Source organism: Pandoraea terrae (assembly GCF_902459695.1).
Taxonomy (GTDB): domain Bacteria; phylum Pseudomonadota; class Gammaproteobacteria; order Burkholderiales; family Burkholderiaceae; genus Pandoraea; species Pandoraea terrae.
This window is the reverse complement of sequence record NZ_CABPRZ010000002.1, coordinates 91,224-107,944: the sequence shown is the minus strand read 5'-3', so window position 1 is coordinate 107,944 and position 16,721 is coordinate 91,224. Positions and strand designations below refer to the sequence as shown.

Annotated in this window: 24 protein-coding genes and 1 pseudogene; 15 read left to right on the top strand and 10 right to left on the bottom strand. The window is 59.2% G+C overall.

Features of this window, described 5'->3' with window-relative positions; all coding sequences use genetic code 11:
• Positions 1 to 88 precede the first annotated feature (88 nt).
• Positions 89 to 211, bottom strand: a complete 123-nt coding sequence (locus PTE30175_RS28945; protein ID WP_263596272.1) for a hypothetical protein — start codon at positions 209 to 211, stop codon at positions 89 to 91.
• Here PTE30175_RS28945 and PTE30175_RS02600 point away from each other — a divergent pair.
• The 7 genes from PTE30175_RS02600 (at position 204) to PTE30175_RS02570 (ending at position 6,303) form a co-directional block, all read left to right on the top strand.
• On the top strand, positions 204 to 1,622 hold the full coding sequence (locus tag PTE30175_RS02600; RefSeq protein ID WP_150695493.1) for a cytochrome ubiquinol oxidase subunit I: 1,419 nt from the start codon (positions 204 to 206) through the stop codon (positions 1,620 to 1,622). The genes PTE30175_RS28945 and PTE30175_RS02600 overlap by 8 nt on opposite strands.
• A gap of 37 nt (positions 1,623 to 1,659) precedes the next feature.
• The gene (cydB, locus tag PTE30175_RS02595) at positions 1,660 to 2,670 is read left to right on the top strand and encodes a cytochrome d ubiquinol oxidase subunit II (RefSeq protein WP_150695492.1); all 1,011 of its coding nucleotides are present in this window, start codon (positions 1,660 to 1,662) and stop codon (positions 2,668 to 2,670) included.
• A gap of 29 nt (positions 2,671 to 2,699) precedes the next feature.
• On the top strand, positions 2,700 to 2,846 hold the full coding sequence (locus tag PTE30175_RS29165) for a DUF2474 family protein (RefSeq protein ID WP_150695491.1): 147 nt from the start codon (positions 2,700 to 2,702) through the stop codon (positions 2,844 to 2,846).
• A gap of 191 nt (positions 2,847 to 3,037) precedes the next feature.
• A complete protein-coding gene (locus PTE30175_RS02585) occupies positions 3,038 to 3,955 on the top strand; it encodes a bestrophin family protein (RefSeq protein WP_150695490.1) in 918 nt (305 codons plus the stop codon).
• A 140-nt stretch (positions 3,956 to 4,095) separates the two neighbouring features.
• Positions 4,096 to 4,455: a host attachment protein gene (locus tag PTE30175_RS02580; RefSeq protein WP_338044397.1), complete on the top strand. Its 360-nt coding sequence runs from the start codon at positions 4,096 to 4,098 to the stop codon at positions 4,453 to 4,455.
• A gap of 177 nt (positions 4,456 to 4,632) precedes the next feature.
• Complete coding sequence (locus PTE30175_RS02575) at positions 4,633 to 5,352, top strand: Crp/Fnr family transcriptional regulator (protein ID WP_150695729.1); 720 nt, start codon at positions 4,633 to 4,635, stop codon at positions 5,350 to 5,352.
• Between the two features lie 141 nt (positions 5,353 to 5,493).
• The gene (locus PTE30175_RS02570) at positions 5,494 to 6,303 is read left to right on the top strand and encodes a PRC-barrel domain-containing protein (RefSeq protein WP_224788565.1); all 810 of its coding nucleotides are present in this window, start codon (positions 5,494 to 5,496) and stop codon (positions 6,301 to 6,303) included.
• A 33-nt stretch (positions 6,304 to 6,336) separates the two neighbouring features.
• Here PTE30175_RS02570 and PTE30175_RS02565 read toward each other — a convergent pair whose 3' ends face one another.
• Both PTE30175_RS02565 and PTE30175_RS02560 read right to left on the bottom strand, forming a co-directional pair.
• Positions 6,337 to 6,669, bottom strand: coding sequence for a hypothetical protein (locus PTE30175_RS02565; protein WP_150695489.1), 333 nt, complete (start codon positions 6,667 to 6,669; stop codon positions 6,337 to 6,339).
• Positions 6,670 to 6,679: 10 nt separating this feature from the next.
• Positions 6,680 to 6,859: a hypothetical protein gene (locus PTE30175_RS02560; RefSeq protein WP_150695488.1), complete on the bottom strand. Its 180-nt coding sequence runs from the start codon at positions 6,857 to 6,859 to the stop codon at positions 6,680 to 6,682.
• 590 nt (positions 6,860 to 7,449) lie between these two features.
• On the opposite strand from PTE30175_RS02560, the gene PTE30175_RS02555 reads away from it, so the two are divergent.
• From PTE30175_RS02555 to PTE30175_RS02550, 3 genes are read left to right on the top strand one after another with little or no spacing between them, the layout of a single operon-like run.
• Positions 7,450 to 7,683 carry a hypothetical protein gene (locus PTE30175_RS02555; RefSeq protein WP_150695487.1) on the top strand — a complete coding sequence of 78 codons (234 nt, stop codon included), beginning with the start codon at positions 7,450 to 7,452 and terminating at the stop codon, positions 7,681 to 7,683.
• A gap of 49 nt (positions 7,684 to 7,732) precedes the next feature.
• The gene (locus PTE30175_RS28130) at positions 7,733 to 7,903 is read left to right on the top strand and encodes a hypothetical protein (protein WP_191628794.1); all 171 of its coding nucleotides are present in this window, start codon (positions 7,733 to 7,735) and stop codon (positions 7,901 to 7,903) included.
• A 59-nt stretch (positions 7,904 to 7,962) separates the two neighbouring features.
• Positions 7,963 to 8,199 (top strand): hypothetical protein, encoded by a 237-nt coding sequence (locus PTE30175_RS02550; RefSeq protein WP_150695486.1) that lies wholly within the window; start codon positions 7,963 to 7,965, stop codon positions 8,197 to 8,199.
• A 51-nt stretch (positions 8,200 to 8,250) separates the two neighbouring features.
• Here PTE30175_RS02550 and PTE30175_RS02545 read toward each other — a convergent pair whose 3' ends face one another.
• Entirely contained in the window at positions 8,251 to 9,126 is an 876-nt protein-coding gene (locus PTE30175_RS02545; RefSeq protein WP_150695728.1) for a transglutaminase-like domain-containing protein, read from the bottom strand.
• Between the two features lie 238 nt (positions 9,127 to 9,364).
• Between PTE30175_RS02545 and PTE30175_RS02540 the strand changes: the two genes are divergently transcribed.
• Positions 9,365 to 9,625, top strand: coding sequence for a hypothetical protein (locus PTE30175_RS02540; protein ID WP_150695485.1), 261 nt, complete (start codon positions 9,365 to 9,367; stop codon positions 9,623 to 9,625).
• Positions 9,626 to 9,690: 65 nt separating this feature from the next.
• On the opposite strand, the pseudogene PTE30175_RS02535 reads toward PTE30175_RS02540, so the two are convergent.
• The 4 genes and pseudogenes from PTE30175_RS02535 to PTE30175_RS02520 form a co-directional block, all read right to left on the bottom strand.
• Positions 9,691 to 10,110 (bottom strand): annotated as a pseudogene (locus PTE30175_RS02535) (fatty acid desaturase family protein); the annotation flags it as partial.
• 87 nt (positions 10,111 to 10,197) lie between these two features.
• Complete coding sequence (locus PTE30175_RS02530; RefSeq protein ID WP_150695484.1) at positions 10,198 to 10,509, bottom strand: helix-turn-helix domain-containing protein; 312 nt, start codon at positions 10,507 to 10,509, stop codon at positions 10,198 to 10,200.
• A 182-nt stretch (positions 10,510 to 10,691) separates the two neighbouring features.
• Positions 10,692 to 11,180 (bottom strand): adenosine-specific kinase, encoded by a 489-nt coding sequence (locus tag PTE30175_RS02525; RefSeq protein WP_150695483.1) that lies wholly within the window; start codon positions 11,178 to 11,180, stop codon positions 10,692 to 10,694.
• A gap of 82 nt (positions 11,181 to 11,262) precedes the next feature.
• Positions 11,263 to 11,682: a TOBE domain-containing protein gene (locus PTE30175_RS02520; protein ID WP_150695482.1), complete on the bottom strand. Its 420-nt coding sequence runs from the start codon at positions 11,680 to 11,682 to the stop codon at positions 11,263 to 11,265.
• A 406-nt stretch (positions 11,683 to 12,088) separates the two neighbouring features.
• Between PTE30175_RS02520 and PTE30175_RS29160 the strand changes: the two genes are divergently transcribed.
• From PTE30175_RS29160 to PTE30175_RS02500, 4 genes are all read left to right on the top strand, one after another.
• On the top strand, positions 12,089 to 12,589 hold the full coding sequence (locus tag PTE30175_RS29160) for a universal stress protein (RefSeq protein WP_150695481.1): 501 nt from the start codon (positions 12,089 to 12,091) through the stop codon (positions 12,587 to 12,589).
• 5 nt (positions 12,590 to 12,594) lie between these two features.
• Positions 12,595 to 13,134 (top strand): universal stress protein, encoded by a 540-nt coding sequence (locus PTE30175_RS02510; RefSeq protein WP_224788587.1) that lies wholly within the window; start codon positions 12,595 to 12,597, stop codon positions 13,132 to 13,134.
• Positions 13,135 to 13,181: 47 nt separating this feature from the next.
• Positions 13,182 to 13,826 carry a response regulator gene (locus tag PTE30175_RS02505; protein WP_150695480.1) on the top strand — a complete coding sequence of 215 codons (645 nt, stop codon included), beginning with the start codon at positions 13,182 to 13,184 and terminating at the stop codon, positions 13,824 to 13,826.
• A gap of 128 nt (positions 13,827 to 13,954) precedes the next feature.
• On the top strand, positions 13,955 to 14,767 hold the full coding sequence (locus PTE30175_RS02500) for a cyclic nucleotide-binding domain-containing protein (RefSeq protein WP_224788564.1): 813 nt from the start codon (positions 13,955 to 13,957) through the stop codon (positions 14,765 to 14,767).
• Between the two features lie 28 nt (positions 14,768 to 14,795).
• Here the strand turns inward: PTE30175_RS02500 and PTE30175_RS02495 are convergent, their stop codons facing one another.
• Together PTE30175_RS02495 and PTE30175_RS02490 are read right to left on the bottom strand one after the other, a co-directional pair.
• Positions 14,796 to 16,127 carry a PAS domain-containing sensor histidine kinase gene (locus PTE30175_RS02495; protein ID WP_150695479.1) on the bottom strand — a complete coding sequence of 444 codons (1,332 nt, stop codon included), beginning with the start codon at positions 16,125 to 16,127 and terminating at the stop codon, positions 14,796 to 14,798.
• A gap of 80 nt (positions 16,128 to 16,207) precedes the next feature.
• Complete coding sequence (locus PTE30175_RS02490; protein WP_191628792.1) at positions 16,208 to 16,684, bottom strand: pyridoxamine 5'-phosphate oxidase family protein; 477 nt, start codon at positions 16,682 to 16,684, stop codon at positions 16,208 to 16,210.
• Positions 16,685 to 16,721 lie beyond the last annotated feature (37 nt).

The following is a 16,721-nucleotide window of genomic DNA, read 5'->3' as shown; positions in this document are numbered from 1 at the left end:
TGGAAATTGCCAGCAATTGCGCTGCGCAGTAAGCGAATTACCCGGGATATTCACTGTGGACGACATCCGGGCGTGACCGGTCCCGTACTCAGTGTTTACCCTCTTTCAGGAAGCCAAGTCGCGGACAAAACTTGTCGAATACGTTCGCCGTCGTGGTCGTGTCGTTGGCGAACTTGCCTTCAACCGCGTAAGGCAGAGCGAGCATGGACACTTACAGTTCGACCGCAATTGATCTCGCGCGCCTGCAGTTTGCGTTCACCGTCGCGTTCCATATCATTTTTCCGGCAATCACGATTGGTCTGGCCAGCTTTCTTACGGTATTGGAAGGTTTGTGGCTGAAGACCGGCCAAGAGGCCTATCGGCATCTGTACAATTTCTGGTCGAAGATCTTTGCCCTGAACTTTGGCATGGGCGTGGTTTCGGGCGTCGTGATGGCCTATCAGTTCGGTACGAATTGGAGCCGCTTCTCGTACTTTGCCGGAGGCATTACGGGACCGCTCCTGACCTATGAGGTGCTCACCGCATTTTTTCTCGAAGCGGGTTTTCTCGGCGTCATGCTCTTCGGGTGGGAGCGTGTTGGCAGGGGGCTGCATTTCTTTGCGACAGCCATGGTCGCGCTCGGCACACTGTTTTCCACCTTCTGGATACTGTCGTCCAATAGCTGGATGCATACGCCGCAGGGCTATAGCATCGTCGACGGACGTGCGGTGCCGGTCGACTGGCTTGCCGTCATCTTCAATCCGTCCTTCCCGTTCAGGCTCGCGCACATGGCGATCGCCTCATTTCTTGCCACGGCCTTCTTCGTGGGGGCTTCCGGGGCTTGGCATTTGCTGCGCGGGCGCGACAGTCCGGCGATGCGCACCATGTTGTCGATGGCCATGTGGATGGCGCTGATCGTTGCACCCATTCAGGCTGTTGTTGGAGACGCGCACGGTCTCAATACGCTCGAGCATCAGCCTGCGAAAATCGCGGCCATCGAAGGCCACTGGGAGAACGTTCCCGGGCAACCCTCGCCGCTCGTCCTCGTCGGTTGGCCGGACATGAAAGCAGAGAAAACGCGCTTTGCGATCGAAATCCCGGTGCTCGGCAGTCTCATCCTCACCCACAGCCTCGACCGCCAGATCCCTGCACTGAAGTCATTTGCACCGGAGGATCGGCCCAACTCGACGGTGATTTTCTGGACGTTCCGACTGATGGTCGGCATGGGGGTGCTGATGATCCTCACGGGGCTATGGAGCCTGTGGCTGCGGCTTCGAAACGCGCTTTACACCTCACGCCTGTTCCTCACGGTCGTGCTGTGCATGGGGCCGGCCGGCCTGATCGCGCTGATCGCCGGTTGGGTTACGACCGAAATGGGGCGTCAGCCTTGGGTGATCTATGGCGTGATGCGTACCGTCAATGCTTCATCACTTCAAAATCCGACCGAGGTGGGGCTAAGCCTCATCCTGTTTGTCGTGGTCTACTTCTCGCTCTTCGGGACGGGCATCTCGTACATGCTGCGGCTCGTGCGCAAAGGACCGCAGCCGCGCGTTGGGGAACCGGTCGTGGAAGGCGGCATGGAAGGCGGCGCGGGGCAATCGCGCAGGCCTGCGCGCCCGATCTCGGCTTACGACGACCATTAGGCTTCGGATACTGATTCGAACATGAGGAGCAAGCGACATGGGCGTTGACCTCTCGCTAATCTGGGCATTGATCATCGTCTTCGGCATCATGATGTATGTCGTCATGGACGGATTCGACTTGGGCATCGGTCTGCTTTTTTCGTTCATTACAGACAAGGATGAGCGTGACGTGATGATGAACACGGTCGCTCCCGTCTGGGATGGCAACGAGACGTGGCTCGTGCTGGGCGGGGCGGGTCTCTTCGGCGCGTTTCCCTTAGCGTACTCAGTGGTTCTCAGTGCGCTATATCTGCCGTTGGTCATCATGCTCCTGGGGCTGATCTTTCGAGGCGTTGCATTCGAATTCCGTTTCAAGGCAAGCGAACACAGGAGGCACCTGTGGGATAAGGCGTTCGTGGGTGGATCCGTGGTAGCGACATTTGCCCAGGGAATTGTGCTTGGCGCATTCATCGACGGCATTCCTGTCGCAGACAAAGCGTTTGCGGGCGGGAGCCTGGACTGGATACGGCCGTTCCCTGTCTTTTGTGGCTTCGCGCTGCTGGTGGCCTATGCCCAATTGGGTAGCACATGGCTGATCATGAAGACGGAAGGGCGGCTGCAGGCCGAAATGTACCGCTTTTCGTCCTACTTCGTCTGGCTCCTGGTCATCGCGATCGCCGTGGTAAGTGCTTGGACGCCGCTGTCACATCCGGAGATCTCGGCGCGCTGGTTCAGCATGCCCAACTTGCTGTATTTCCTGCCCGTGCCGATCCTCGTGATTTTTGTTTTTTTTGCCACGTTGATCTCCTTGGCGCATCGCGCGACGGCCACGCCGTTCCTGCTCACGCTGTTGGTGATATTCCTGGGTTACAGCGGGCTCGGTATCAGCATGTGGCCGAATATCATTCCGCCATCCGTGTCCCTTTGGGAGGCCGCGTCGCCGGTGCAAAGCCAACTCTTCGCATTGATCGGCGCGCTGTTCATCCTGCCTTTCATCCTCGTCTACACCGCTTGGAGTTACTACGTATTTCACGGCAAGGTCAAGATCGGCGAAGGGTATCACCACTAGCGCACCCCGGAATTGCAAAGGTGAACAGGATGTTCAATCGGTTCTCCACCAAACACAGCCGTTGGAAACAACTTTTCTGGCTCGTCGCACTCTGGACGGCGGGTGTCACTACCGTCGTGTTGGTCGTGGAATTGATACGACTTTCCATGACCGCAATAGGACTGAAAACTCACTGAGAACACCGTGAATTGACGGGGTCGTTGGCGGTGCGCGTCGCGCCGGCGCCAGGGAGTCCGAGCGCTTGATACAATGAAAAGCGGGGGCAGGGCGATGGCTGCCCCCGTATGGTTTCCTCCGGGCACCTGTCCCGCCCCGGCGCGGCTCGCCGTGAATCCAGGGTTAGCTCACGACACAAGAGAAGAACATCATGATCGTGCGACCACGGGAAAACTGGTTTCGCATGCTGTTTGTGTGGCGGGGATCGGTATTGCGGGCGATCGTTCCGCAGCTATTTTTCCTGAGTGTTGTCAGCGGCCTGGCTGTACTGTCGCATGGACGTATTCTGGGCGAAAAGATTCCGCTCAATACTGCACCGTTCACGCTCTTTGGCGTGGCGCTAACGATTTTCCTTGCGTTCCGGAACACTGCGAGCTATGAGCGGTTCAACGAAGCGCGGCACCTTTGGGGCAGTGTGCTGATCGCCTCGCGTTCCCTCGCGGCGCAGATGCTGTGTTACATCGAGGACAGTGCCAATACCGACCGCGTCGAGCTCGTCCGTACCGTTATCGCATTCGCTTATGCGTTGAAGCATCAGCTGCGCAAGACCGATCCGACCGGGGATCTCGTTCGCCTGATCGGCAATGAGGCAACGGGAGTGTTGCGGACAAAGTGCTACAAGCCGATCGCGCTTCTGAAGGATATTCGCAATAAACTCGCGCGGCTACAGCGCCAGCAAGCGGTGACGGACACGAAGCTGTGGATGTTCGACGCGCAGATCAACGAACTGGAAAAGACGGTGGGGGGATGTGAGCGGATTGCATCAACCCCCATTCCGTTTGCGTATAGCGTGCTGCTACATCGTACGGTATACGCGTACTGCATCATGCTCCCGTTTGGCCTCGTCGACTCGACGGAATTATTTACGCCCATCGTCAGCGTTTTCGTCGCTTACACCTTGATTGCGCTGGAGGCGATCGCCAACGAAGTTTCCGAGCCATTCAGTACAGCGCCCAATGCGCTCGCGCTCGACGCCATCGCGCGAAATATCGAGCGTTCGCTACTTGAGCTTTGTGATCGGGAGATTCCCGAGGAAGCAGTGCCGGACCGGTTATATCAGCTGAAGTAGGCATGGAAAATCACGCACCTGACTCCTGAATGTTGGATCTTGACAGCGTCATTTCCGGAGAATATGGTGGGTAGAATCGGGCGCGCGGCGATAGCGTGTCTTGGCAGCGAGTGTGCTCAACGATCCCGGCTGAGAGGTGCATGATGACCGAAGTGACTTGGCTTGTTGTGGCTGACGGAGGGCGCGCGCGTGTTTTTCAAACGCCCGGGCTCACGCTGGATTTGCAGGAAATCGAGGATCTCGTCAACTTCGAAAATAGCGGCACCGTGCTCACGGAGAAAGACCGCGAGAAGTTTGCAAAGCGCGTGTCCCATTATCTGGAACAAGGCCGACTGCACCAACGCTACCATCGATTGCGACTCGCCGTCGAACCCAAATTTCTCGGCATGGTGCGAGCGGATTTGAGCGAAGAAACCCGACGATTAATTTTCGAGCAGATCAGTGAAGATCTCTGTGCGCTCAATATACGCGAACTTCAGGCGCGCTTGGCGCGGCACTGAACGACTGCCGTATCGACGGGGCATGCGCGTGGCGATAGATTGATCGATAAGGAATTCGGGTGCTCCCGCGATAGCGCCCCCATCGTGTTCTGCTCGCCGATGCCGGCGGCGCCCATCTTTCGCTGGACAGAACTGCAAGCTGTTCACGATGGTCCTCGGATCACGGAGGTGATCATCATGATGGCAGCGCCGAACCAGAAATTGAACCGGCTGCTCTCGGTATTGCCTTCGGACACTTGGGCGCGCATCGCGCCGGAACTGGTGATGGTCGAGATGCCGCTGGGGCATGTGCTCTACGAATCGGGCGATCCTCTCGACCACGTGTATTTCCCGACCACGTCGATCGTCTCCTTGCTATATGTGCTTGAAGATGGCGCCTCGGCCGAAATCGCGATCGTCGGCAACGAAGGGTTGATCGGCGTCGCACTTTTCATGGGGGGCGAAACCACGCCAAGCCGGGCGATCGTGCAAAGTGCGGGATACGCCTATCGGTTGAATGTGCGTGCGGTGAAGCTGGAATTCAGCCGGGCTGGCCCCATGCAGCGCCTGTTGTTGCGCTACACGCAGGCGCTGATCACGCAGATGGCGCAGACTGCAGTATGCAATCGCCATCACTCAATCGACCAGCAACTGTGTCGCTGGCTCCTGCTGAGTTTGGATCGGCTGCCTTCCTCCGAACTGAAAATGACGCAGGAGCTGATCGCCAACATGCTGGGCGTGCGCCGCTCGGGGGTCACCGAGGCCGCGCTGAAACTGCAGAACGCCGGGCTTATCCGCTATAGCCACGGCACCATCGAAGTGCTCGACCGCGCAGGGCTGGAACGTCGAGTATGCGAATGCTACGCAGTGGTCAAACACGAATTCGAGCGTCTGCTCCCCAACACAGAAGCGATCTGACGACGCGTGTCGCCCTGTCCACAGCGATCTTCGTCTCCACGTCGAGTTTTCGACGCGCACGGGACGGTAGCGTACAGATTTTCCTTATACAGCATTGCATCATCACGGAACGGTTTTGAGATATTTCCGGGAGATGCCGCCATGTTACGCAGTGTTGAAGCACTCGAGGACTATGCAATCCGCGCCGCCGACGGGGATATCGGTCTCGTCAAGGACTTCTTCTTCGACGATAAATCCTGGACGGTCAGATATCTCATTGTCGAAACCGGCAGCTGGCTTTCGCATCGGCAGGTGCTGATCTCGCCGATGTCAGTCGGGCATACCGACTGGGTGGAACGCGTCATTCCGGTCACCATCACGAAGGCACAGGTGCAGGATAGCCCCCTCATCGATGCGCGCGGGCCGATTTCCCGTCAGCACGAAGCCGATTACCTTGCGTATTACGGATATCCCGACTATTGGGGCGGCGTGGGGACTTGGGGCGAGACCGTCGGTCCGACCCTGCTCGCGCAAGACGGCGCCGGTGAGCGCGATGCATTAGCCGCCGTGAACGCGGAAACATTTCGTTTGCGCCGGTGCGAATTGATCGCGCGGTACCGCATTCACGCCAGCGACGGCGACATCGGCCATGTCGAGAGTTTTCTGATGGACATGGAGACATGGACGCTGCGGTACGTGATCGTCAACACCAGCAACTGGTGGCTCGGTCATCGCGCCGCCATTCCGGTGGTGCTCATCGCGGGGGTGGATTGGCCTAATGCCAAGGTTTCGGTCCGGCTTTCGCGCGATGCCGTCAAGACGGCGCCGCATTACAATCCTGCGCCTGAGATGGATCGCACATATGAGGCCGCCATCCACACCCATTATGGATGTCAGCCTTACTGGATTCATGAAGACGCAGTCGGGGGACCCGACAGTATGTGGCCCACGCCGTCGCCCGCACGCGTGTAGGCGTGTTGAATCGGGTTGAGCATCCTCAGCACGTCACGAAAACAGAGGCTTCCCGGCGGCGATGCCGACCATTTCGTCATAAATATGATCTCTTGTCCGTCCGTCGACGTGTTGCCACAGGCGCGCCAACCAGAATTTCATTCGATACTTGGCGATCTCCCGCCCGGATAGGCGTTCTGCCGGATATTCAAGGATAGCCGCAACCAACTTGCCGTTCTGATATTCATGTGCGATTGCCCTGATGTATTCCTTGGCCTTCAGCAACTCCGTTGCGCTGGACGCGATGGATAGCTCAAGGCAGACAAGTGTCCAGAAATTTTTTCGATGCTCTCCATAGACATGGAGGAGAAGTCGTTCGTTACTCATGGCCTACTCCCTATGTATTCCGGGAGTCGGGTGCGGTCGGACGTGACGACGCTCCACCGCCTTCCTGTTCCCAGACGTGAATGGCGATTTCGTGCAGCGCGTATGTCTGTTTAAGCAGGGCATACCGGGCACGAAGGAATGCAAGTTGCAACGCGATCGCTCGCTTGCCCGAGTCGGGGTGGTGTCTCATGATCATTTCCGTCAGACCTTTTCTACAGTGCGCACAGTCGGCACGTACTTCCACTTACCCAAGTTTGAATCGATATGTGTGTCACCCTGTAACCGAGTGTTCGAGCGGATTTCGTCTTCCAACTTAAACTTTTCGAGCATGGGCGCGACCTTGTCCGGGTCCATCGGCTTGTAGTGACGGTGGTAGTCCCAGTGTTCTGATGAGGCGTATGTCATATGACCTTCGCGGTGAAGGAGATACCGACGATCCGCTAGATTCACGACAGTGGTATCTCTTGAGTTGGAGATATTGGCGAGACATGTTGTTACGGCAACGCATCAGCGTTTGATACTCGCCAACGATAGCGACGCAGGATGACGACGTGCCGGAAATCACATCATGGCAGCACAGGAGAAGGGCGTCTGTCCGGTTGCGCACCAAATACGTGGACAAAAGTGCCGATAAGCGTACCTGCGGGCCGGCGGGGGCTGCCACGGGAGCCTGAATGTCCGCTACCGGACAGACGTGAATGGACCACCCGACTATTCTCCGCTGTCTACGGGACACACCTGTGCAGATTTGGATGAAGTTCGCGGAATAGCGTCATGACAATGAAAAAGAGAATCCTCGAGACTTATCGCGGTGCACAGATCGAAGCGTGGCCGATTCATCGAGGGGTCGGGTATGAAGCTTGGGTCAGGTTTCGACATCCCAAGCTGGGGCATTTGGTGCACAAGCGCGTAGTCGGCCCGACAGCCGGTGCGTTCGACAGCCTCGAATCGCTCACCTCGCATTGCCGGGCGCGCATCGGCGAGCTCGTGTCCTGGGGAGAGATCCTCGAATAGTCGCGGCGTTGTGGACACCCCACCGCTTCGAGACAATAGGGAGATAGCCATGCTCACGTGTAGAACCTGCCGGGAGGTGCGTGATTTCCCTGACGTGAATCCGGAAGTCAACGACCTCGGCTTCTACTTCGATTGCCCGGACTGCGGCGCAAGAAACAAACTCATCAACGTGGCTGCGCCGGGAGAGACGGCGGAGCTAGTGCAGCTTGCTGACGAATGACGAGCCCGTCGTCGGTCATGCGTCGCTCCCGTGAATCCATGCAGGACCGAGAGGCCATCATGCAGCGAACGATCGAGTACCGCGGTTTTGAAATTCAGATTGAGTTGCAGACCACTTCGAAGGACATGTTCGACGTGTGGTTTCGTATCGAGGGCCCCATCGCACCTCAAGGCGTCGCCGCGCTCGGCGAGCGCATCAAAGTCCGGAACGGGCCGTTTTCTCGTCGTTGGGCTTATCTCGTTGCCGAAATAGCGGGCCAAGCGGCTATCGATGTGATCCTTGGCGAGTCTGAATAACGACTGGCCGCGCGATTGGATGCCTCGAGACAATTTTAGTGCGACATAGCGCTAACCCGCCGATTCGCCGTACGAAGACAGCGCTTCTGAGCAATATCGTGGCAGTGTCAATCCATTCGCCGGGTCATATATCGCCTCAATATGGAGCACCGGTCTCGACGACGTGACCGCCCCGAACATCGTGGCGAACGAAACATCCGCAGCGTCTCGGCCGGTGCCGATTCTGACAAGCCCCATCGGTGGCGAGACGCCGGTCGGATCGAACAAATACCATCGGTCGCTGAGCAAGACCTCGACGTAGGCGTGAAAATCCGTCGGACCCAACGCCGGGTCGGCGCCGTAGTCGATTCCCGTGACGAATCGCGCGGGAATGTTAAGCGCCCGGCATAACGCGATCATCAGGTGGGCGAAGTCACGGCACACACCGGTCTGCTCGATGAGCGTATCGACTGCCGACGTATTGACATCCGAGCTGCCGGACAAGAATGTCGTCCGCTGGCGCACCCAGTCTTGTATCGCCTGAACTCGCCAATAGTCTTGTCTCAGATGGCCAAATTCCCGGGCTGCAAACTTTCGCAGTCTGTCGGACTGGCAGTAGCGACTCGGATAGAGATAGGGTAGGGCCTTGTCCGGCAGTTGCGAAATCGGCACTTCTGCGAGGCGTGCGGGCAACTCGAAGTGATGGGCGATATCGACGGTCGCGTCGTAGCGCACGGTCAGCGGCCCAGAATCGGCCTTCAGCCGCATGTAGCGACTTCCGAACGTCGGATCGGTATGGATCATGGGAAGTACAGCCTGGCTGAGATACAGTTGCTCTGTCACCACCGATTGACAATGTGTCTGAGCGGCATGGATGTTGAATATGAAATCGCTCGCCCGATCGTTGATTTCGTACTTGAGTTCAATTGCAAATTTCAGCCTGACCATCGTTTGCCTCGCCTTTCGTTCAAGTGTCGCAGGGGGCGAGCATCTCGTCTGTCCGCTAGCATACTGAGCGCCCCGGATAACGGCATGGAAACCAACCCCGGTGCCGAAGCGGGTATGAAACAGGCGGGGTACGCCCAATTGTCGGTATACGTACGCCACCGGACCGACGGTCGGTCAATGAGCGCATACGTTCTACTCGATAGGGTGCGAAATCTCTATTAATCTGCCGGAGAAGGCCATGTTAGAAACGATGTTGCCGCAGTTCCCGCTATCGGAACAGGAGGCGTTTAGCGAAACCTGTCTGCGCAACGGCTTGGCGCCTGATGTCTTTACCGTGACCGCCGTTGAAGAGGAGAATACCGGGAACGGAGCGGACACTCCCCTGGAACGGAGCGTCACGGTGCGTCTTGGCAAAGTCGTGCGCGAGTACGACGGCTCACAAGGCCCGCAATGGACAGTCGATTTCGAAGACGACGTTCAATCGCACATTTTCGGATAGCGCTTCAAAGTCAATTCGCGAGGCATGGGCTAGTCATAGCGGCGCAATCGCCGGGAGAACGCCTGCAGCGCGCCGATGCCGAGCGTGGCCTGCTTCCCATACAGCTTGCGCTCGATCCAGTCGTCGGGGGTGCCGTGGCCGTATTTCTGGAGCGTGCTGGTGTTCCTGAGTTCCTTACGGTAGAGCTCGGTGCCCTCGAACAGCACTTGCCTGATGCCGTAGACCTGCGGGCTGTGAGGGTCTTCCAGAGTTTCGCACGTGGCATGGTGTTTGCGATGTATCGCCACCCATTCATGGGTGATCATCCCGGTGGTGAGCCACAACCAGAATCGAAAGCCGTGACTGGCAATGGGATGCAGCGCCAGCGCGCGATGGGCTTGGTGCCGGTGTAGAAAAATCGTCACTGAGGCGATGGTCACGTGCGTCAAGCCCAGCGTAACCAGTGCATGACCCCACCAGGGTAGATCGAACAGGCCAAGTTGCATAAAGCGGCCCTCCGCGAAACCAAAAATTGTACTAAAGCGGCTGAATTGCGAGGCGCTTGACGCGCCAAGCAGCCCAAGGCGCTTCAGTCACCGAAGCCGGGAAAAACTGGCTGGCATTCTGCCAATGAACAAGTGTCGCAGGGGGCGAGCATCTCGTCTGTTCGCTACCCTACAAAGCGTCCCGGCCAGCGGCATGGAATCCAGTGCCAGGGTTGCCGTGCCGCGTTCGATTCGCGAAAGCATGGAGTGCGAGATGCCGGCCATTTTGGCGAGCGTGCCAGATGGAATGCCAGCTGCGGTTCGCAGCGTCTGAATCTGAGAGGCAAGTGCACGGGAGACCTTTTCGATGGCCGGGGCCCGCTGCATTTCAACGTTATTGTTGTCGGTTGCTTCTTCCACGCTACATTTCCATTGGTAATCGATGCTTGGGCCGCCTCGGATGTCGATATGCCGCCCTGGGTTCCAACATTATAGAGCGCAGCCGTAGCAGGAACGTGGGATGAACTGACAGCACTGAGATTGGGGGAGGGGGGCGATGTACCTGAGGCACAGAGCGCCCCACGTCGTCACATCGGCGGTGGCTAGGCCTTGTAGCCGATATTGCGCAAGAGTTCCTTGCGCCACCGCACATCCTCGTCGCTCTCGATGCCAAGCGGCGAGAAGCCGTCGACGACGCCGAGGATGCTGCGGCCTTGATCCGTCTGCGCGACGACGACCTCGGTGGGGTTGGCCGTGGCACAGAAAATCCGGCAGACTTCCGGCACGGCCTTGATCGCGTTCAGCACATTGAGCGGGTAAAATCCTTCGCCGAGAAACACGAGGAAGCCGTGACCGGCGCCGATCGCGCTCGCATTCCTGCAGGCGAGCTCGATCATGTCGGGATCGGTGCCGGAGTGGCGCACCAGCCGCTTGCCGGAAGCCTCGCAGAACGCCAGGCCGAATTTGATGCCGGGCACGGTGCCGACCAGTGCCTCGTGAATGTCCTCCACGGACTTGATGAAATGCGTCTGGCCGAGAATGAAATTCACCGTCTCGGGCTTATCGATGGCCACGGTTTGCAGTTGCAGCATTTCGAACCTCACCGGGTAATGTTGCGAACGCGTCGCCAACGCAGGCACACCTCGGCCCCATGATATTCCCAGCTTGGCGACATCAGTCGACAGCAAGAATAACGCTGGACGCTTTGACCACGGCGCTAGCCGGTTTGCCGGGGGCCAACCCCAGCCGGGTTGCGCTATCATTCGTGATAATGGCCGCGATATTCAGGCCGGCCGCCGAGATCGTGACTTCAGAATTCACCGCGCCCTCTTTAACGTGTGCGACGGTACCAGCGAAGACATTTCGGGCTGACACCTTGGCCGGGTCGGTGTCCACCATGACTATCACCGACGACGCTTTGATGAGCGCCGACGCCGTCTTACCCACCGCAAGGCCGAGCGATTTGGTGCTTTCCTGCGTGATGACGGCCACGACAAATGCGCTGCCAATCTTCAGGGTTACCTCGTCGTTCACCGCCCCGGACTTGATGCTGGTGACTTCTCCCGAAAACTGATTTCGAGCACTGGTTTTCATGTTCCCTCCTTTACCGTTGTTGGTGCGCCGACTTTTCAGTATAGGCACGAACCTGGATAAGCGGTAAAGGGCCCGATTCGCTGTCAGCGCATTGACGACACCCCACCGTTGCGCACCGAACTGATGGAGCCCGTCGCCAATACGGCATCCGCGTTGTTCATCGCCTGCTGCACAGTACCGGCGCGCGAGTTTGACGCGCGTCAAGCCCCAAGCTCGCGCACGCGTGAGCGCGCGCTGATCACGACTAAAGTGAAAACAACCCCGAAGCACCGGCCAAACGGCGGTGAGGCGCGGACTGTTGCGAATCGATGAAGAGGGTGCGATGAAGACCGATTTGGAACTGCAGCGTGCCGACATCGATCGGCTCACGGTTGCCTGAACCACATGAACAGCGAGGGCCGACATCATGCCCCAACGAATCCTCCTGGCGGTTGACGGCAGCGACACGTCATGGCGCGCATTGCGCGAAGCCGTCAAATTTGCCCGTCCGGACGACGTGGTTCGGGTGGTAAACGTTGTGGAGGGCCCGATCGGCCTCTATCCGATAGTGCCCTCGTCCTGTCTCGATGTCGAAAAAGTTCGCGATGGTCTGATTGACGAGGGCCAGCGCCTGCTCGGCGAAGCCTTCGTCAAGCTTCGGGACGAGGGCGTCCAGGCCGACGCACGTTCCATTGACCTGCGCGTCTGGGGCGGGACCATCGCCGACGCCATTTTGCGCGAAGCCGAGCGCTGGCACGCGGATGTGCTCGTCCTCGGTACCCACGGCCGCCGTGGTGTGCGTCGGTTGATGTTCGGAAGCGTTGCCGAACAGGTTCTGCGACAGGCGCATCGGCCCGTACTGCTCGTCGCGGGCAATACGGTGCATGCGACGTCGGCGGGACGTCCCATAGCTAGGGCCGGGGATTGACGCTCGTGCAGGAGGGAAAGATGTATCAACGAATCCTCGTTGCAGTCGATGACAGCAAGACTTCGCGGCGCGCGCTCGACTATGCCCTGGCGAAGGCCCACGACAATGGCGCACAACTACGTGTTGTGCACGTGATCGACATCCCCACGCCCTACGTGGCCGATGTCGATCCAACGCCCTTTATCGAGGCAATGCGCACGCTGGGAGACAGTATCCGGGAAGATGCGGTTAAACGCATGAAGGAAGCGAACGTAAAAGGCGACGTTGAAATCCGCGAAATTCTGCCGCTGGGCGAAGACATTCCTCACCAGATCATCGCCGCGTCCGAGGCGTTCGACGCGGATGTCATCGTCGTCGGCACCCACGGGCGGCGTGGGTTTCGTCGCCTGGCGCTCGGCAGCGTGGCAGAGAACTGCGCGCGGCGAGCGACGCGGCCGGTGATTCTGATTCCGCACGCCGCCGCGGCATTGCAAGGCGACGGCGACGCTGTGCCGCCGCCCGCGTCTCTCAGTGAGACAACAGCAACGGCTTGGCCATGTATTTGATCGTGTATGGCATGATGTATTCTCCATGCGAAAATGGTGAGGGAGCGATGATCCGCATCATCGTGGCGGACGACCACACGCTTGTGCGAGCCGGTCTGCACCGAATTCTTGCAGGAAGTGACGATCTTGACGTTGTCGGCGAGGCCTCGAATGGCGCCGAAGCAATGGCGTTGTTGCACGCCACGCCCTGCGATGTGCTCATGCTCGACCTGTCGATGCCCGGCCGCAGCGGCGTCGATTTGATCGCGCAAGTGAAGGCAGAGTATCCAAAGGTGGCGATCCTCGTGCTGACCATGCACGGCGAAGAACAGTACGCGGTACGTGCGCTCAAGGCCGGCGCGGCAGGCTACCTCACGAAGGAAAGTGCGCCAGCCGAACTGGTCATTGCCGTGCGCAAAGTCAGCGGCGGGGGCGTGTACCTGAGCCCTGCGATGGCCGAAAAAATTGCGCAAGACCTGACATCCGCGCGCATCGACGGCCCGTTGTACCGCCGGCTTTCCGATCGAGAGTTCGATGTGTTCCTGATGCTGGCGCGCGGTCTCACGCTGGGCGAGATCGCCGAGCGACTGTGCGTAAGCGCGAAGACCGTCAGTACCTACAAGGCGCGCGTGCTGCAAAAGCTTCAGCTCGGGAACCAGACGGAACTGGTGCATTACGCGATCCGCCACGAGTTGCTGCGCGATAACCCCTAGACGTTACACCAATGTAGGCATCGGCCTACACGACCGCGAGATTGCCGACAAAAGTTCGCGCGACGCGCTGATATCTTTTCCGGCACTTGTTTCCGATACTTCAGTCATCGCGCCGTACGGCTGAACTGTTGGAGCCTGCCATGTCCTTTGATTCGCCCTGCGCTACACCGGCGGCCAACGCCCGTCCGCAGCCGATCCGCATTCACCACGGGTTTGAAGATTCCATGCGCTTCGGCGAGATGTGCGCGGTGCGCTGCAGCACCTGTGCGCTGCGGCGCGTTTGCGTTCCGGAGGGCCTGTCGGACGAGGACGCCCGGAGGTTCGATGATGTGCCACGTGTCAGACGTGCGGTCCGGCGAGGCGAAACGTTGTTTCGCGCCGGGGATCGCTTCGAACACATTTACGCGGTGCGTGCAGGTTCGTTCAAGACGGTTGTCATGCATCCCGACGGGCGTGAGCAGGTCACCGGCTATCTGCTTGCCGGCGAACTGCTTGGCCTGGGCGGGATCGCCGCAGGCCACCATGTTGCGGAGGCGGTAGCGCTCGAAGACAGCCAGGTCTGCGCCATCGGTTTTCCCGGACTTGAAGCCGTTGCCGGCCAGGTCCCGGTGATGCAGCGGCAACTGCACCGGCTGTTCGCCGCGGCGATCGTGCGTGACCAAAGTCAGCTTTTGAGATTGGGGACAATGCGCGGCGAGGCTCGTCTGGCCAGCTTCCTGCTCGACATCTCCGCGCGCCTGGCGGCCCTTGGCTACTCGCCGCGGTCGTTCCTGCTGCGCATGACCCGCGAGGAAATCGGAAGCTACCTGGGCTTGCAGTTGGAGACGGTCAGCAGAATGTTCTCGCGCTTGCAGGCGCGCAGCATTCTGACCGTACGACAACGTGAGGTCACGCTGGTCGATACGCTTTCTCTGGGAGAAATGGCCAACTCGGCCGCGTAACTTTGTGCGGCTTGTGCCGGCAGGGCGTTTAGGTGCCGGCAGGAGCCGGCGGGGCAGCGTGGAGCGGAATCAGTGTGGTGATGACAGTCCCGCCTTCTGATGGGCTGCGGACTTCAAGCGAACCGCCGAGCAGGCGGGCACGTTCCCGCATGCTGATGAGCCCGAGCGCATCGGGTTTCGGCCGTGTTGGCGGGAGCCCGCGTCCATTATCCGAGATGCGCAGACGGCAAACGTCATCGCACGACAGTTCGATCGTCGCGATCGTCGCGCTTGCGTGCTTGGCCACATTGTTCAACGCTTCCTGCACGATCCGGAACATTGCGGTGGCAACCGGCGGGGGCAGTGGCGGTAGGGTCTCTGCGCCGGCAAAGTCGACGGCAATGCCGTAGCGCTTGGAAAAGTCCTTGATATACCATTCGATGGCCGGTCCGATTCCGAGATCGTCGAGCATCGGCGGGCGAAGGTCCGCAGCCATTCGGCGCACGGCGACGATCATCGCGTCGATGGACTCTTCGAACGCCTGCGCATCGCGCCGCAACGCGCCGTTGCCGGCATCGAGCGCGCCGGTCAGCATCGCCGCGTCCATCTTGAGCGCCGTCAGGCGCTGGCCGAGGTCATCGTGCAATTCGCGCGCGATCCGCAATTTCTCCTCTTCACGGACGTTTTGCAAGCGCTCAGACAGCTTCTCCAGTTCATTTCTCGACGTCTGCAACGCTGCCGCGATGCGCTGTCGTTCTGTGATGTCGCGCAATATGACCGTGTAGAACTTGCCTGACGCATCGTTGACTTGAGAGATCGATGCTTCCATCGGAAATTCTTCGCCATTGGCACGCAGGCCCCACAACGGCCGGCCTCGCCCCATTTGTCGCTCCGATACGCCGGTCAATCCGAACCGCTCGATATGTCCACGGTGCGCTTCGCGGAAACGTTCCGGAATGAAGTGTGAGAGTGGCTCGCCGATGGCCTCGACGGCGCTGCACTGAAAGATGCCTTCGGCGGTCGGATTGAAGATCAGGATGCGTTGCTGCTCGTCGACCGTGATGATCGCCTCGCGCACCGACTGGATCACACTGAACAGCCGGCTTTCCGACTGTCTCACGCTGATCGCCTTGATCGCCTCTCGCGCATCCAGGTGGCGCGCCGGGCGGCGGCTGCGTAACGCCTGCCACCACGCGAGCCAGACGAGGGCCGACATCGCAAGGCCGAACCACAACCCCCGGTTTGTCGAGCCAGCATCACGCAGCGCGTACCAATTCAGAACTGCGGCGCCAACACAAAGGACGCCAAGCGCGGCAACAACGGCCAGTGGGTCGATCCGCCGCCACACCGCCGCAATGTCGGCAAGGGTCGTTTTGTTCATGAGAAAGGGCGCAAATCGCACGTGAGTCCCGGATACGTCTTTGTAACACCGTCTGCCTCGATTTCCCAGTTACCTGAATGTCAGGCGCGGACCGACGCGAGGTCCGAGCAGGTAATAACTGTTCGGTGGCCGAGTCCGAGGCTATAGTCAAGCGCGTTGATAATCCACGGCGTGACCTTGATGACTACTATGTGTCCGGAGTGTCGTTCGGGCACCGTTTCCCACTGCGCGCCGAACTTGCTGTGCAGTAGTGTCACGGCAGAAGCCCGCTCAGCTGAGTCATCCGGCAGGATTCTTGCGATTGCGGACATCGACAATGCCTTCAGCTCGCGCCAACTCTGGTAGGGCTTGCGAATGGTCAGCGAAACCTTTTCCGAGCGTTCGATGTTGCGGACTTTGCTGCTGTCGCGCGCACTGGCGAAATAGAGCGTCCAGCCATCGTTGGCATAATTCACCAGATCGGCCTGGGGGTGACCATCCGACATCACCGTCGCCAGCGACATGTCGTGGCACGATGCCAGGATGTCAAAGCCGAACGATTTGACCTTGATATCCATCAGTAGACTCCTTGACTGTGCTTCGCCGTACCGCCGG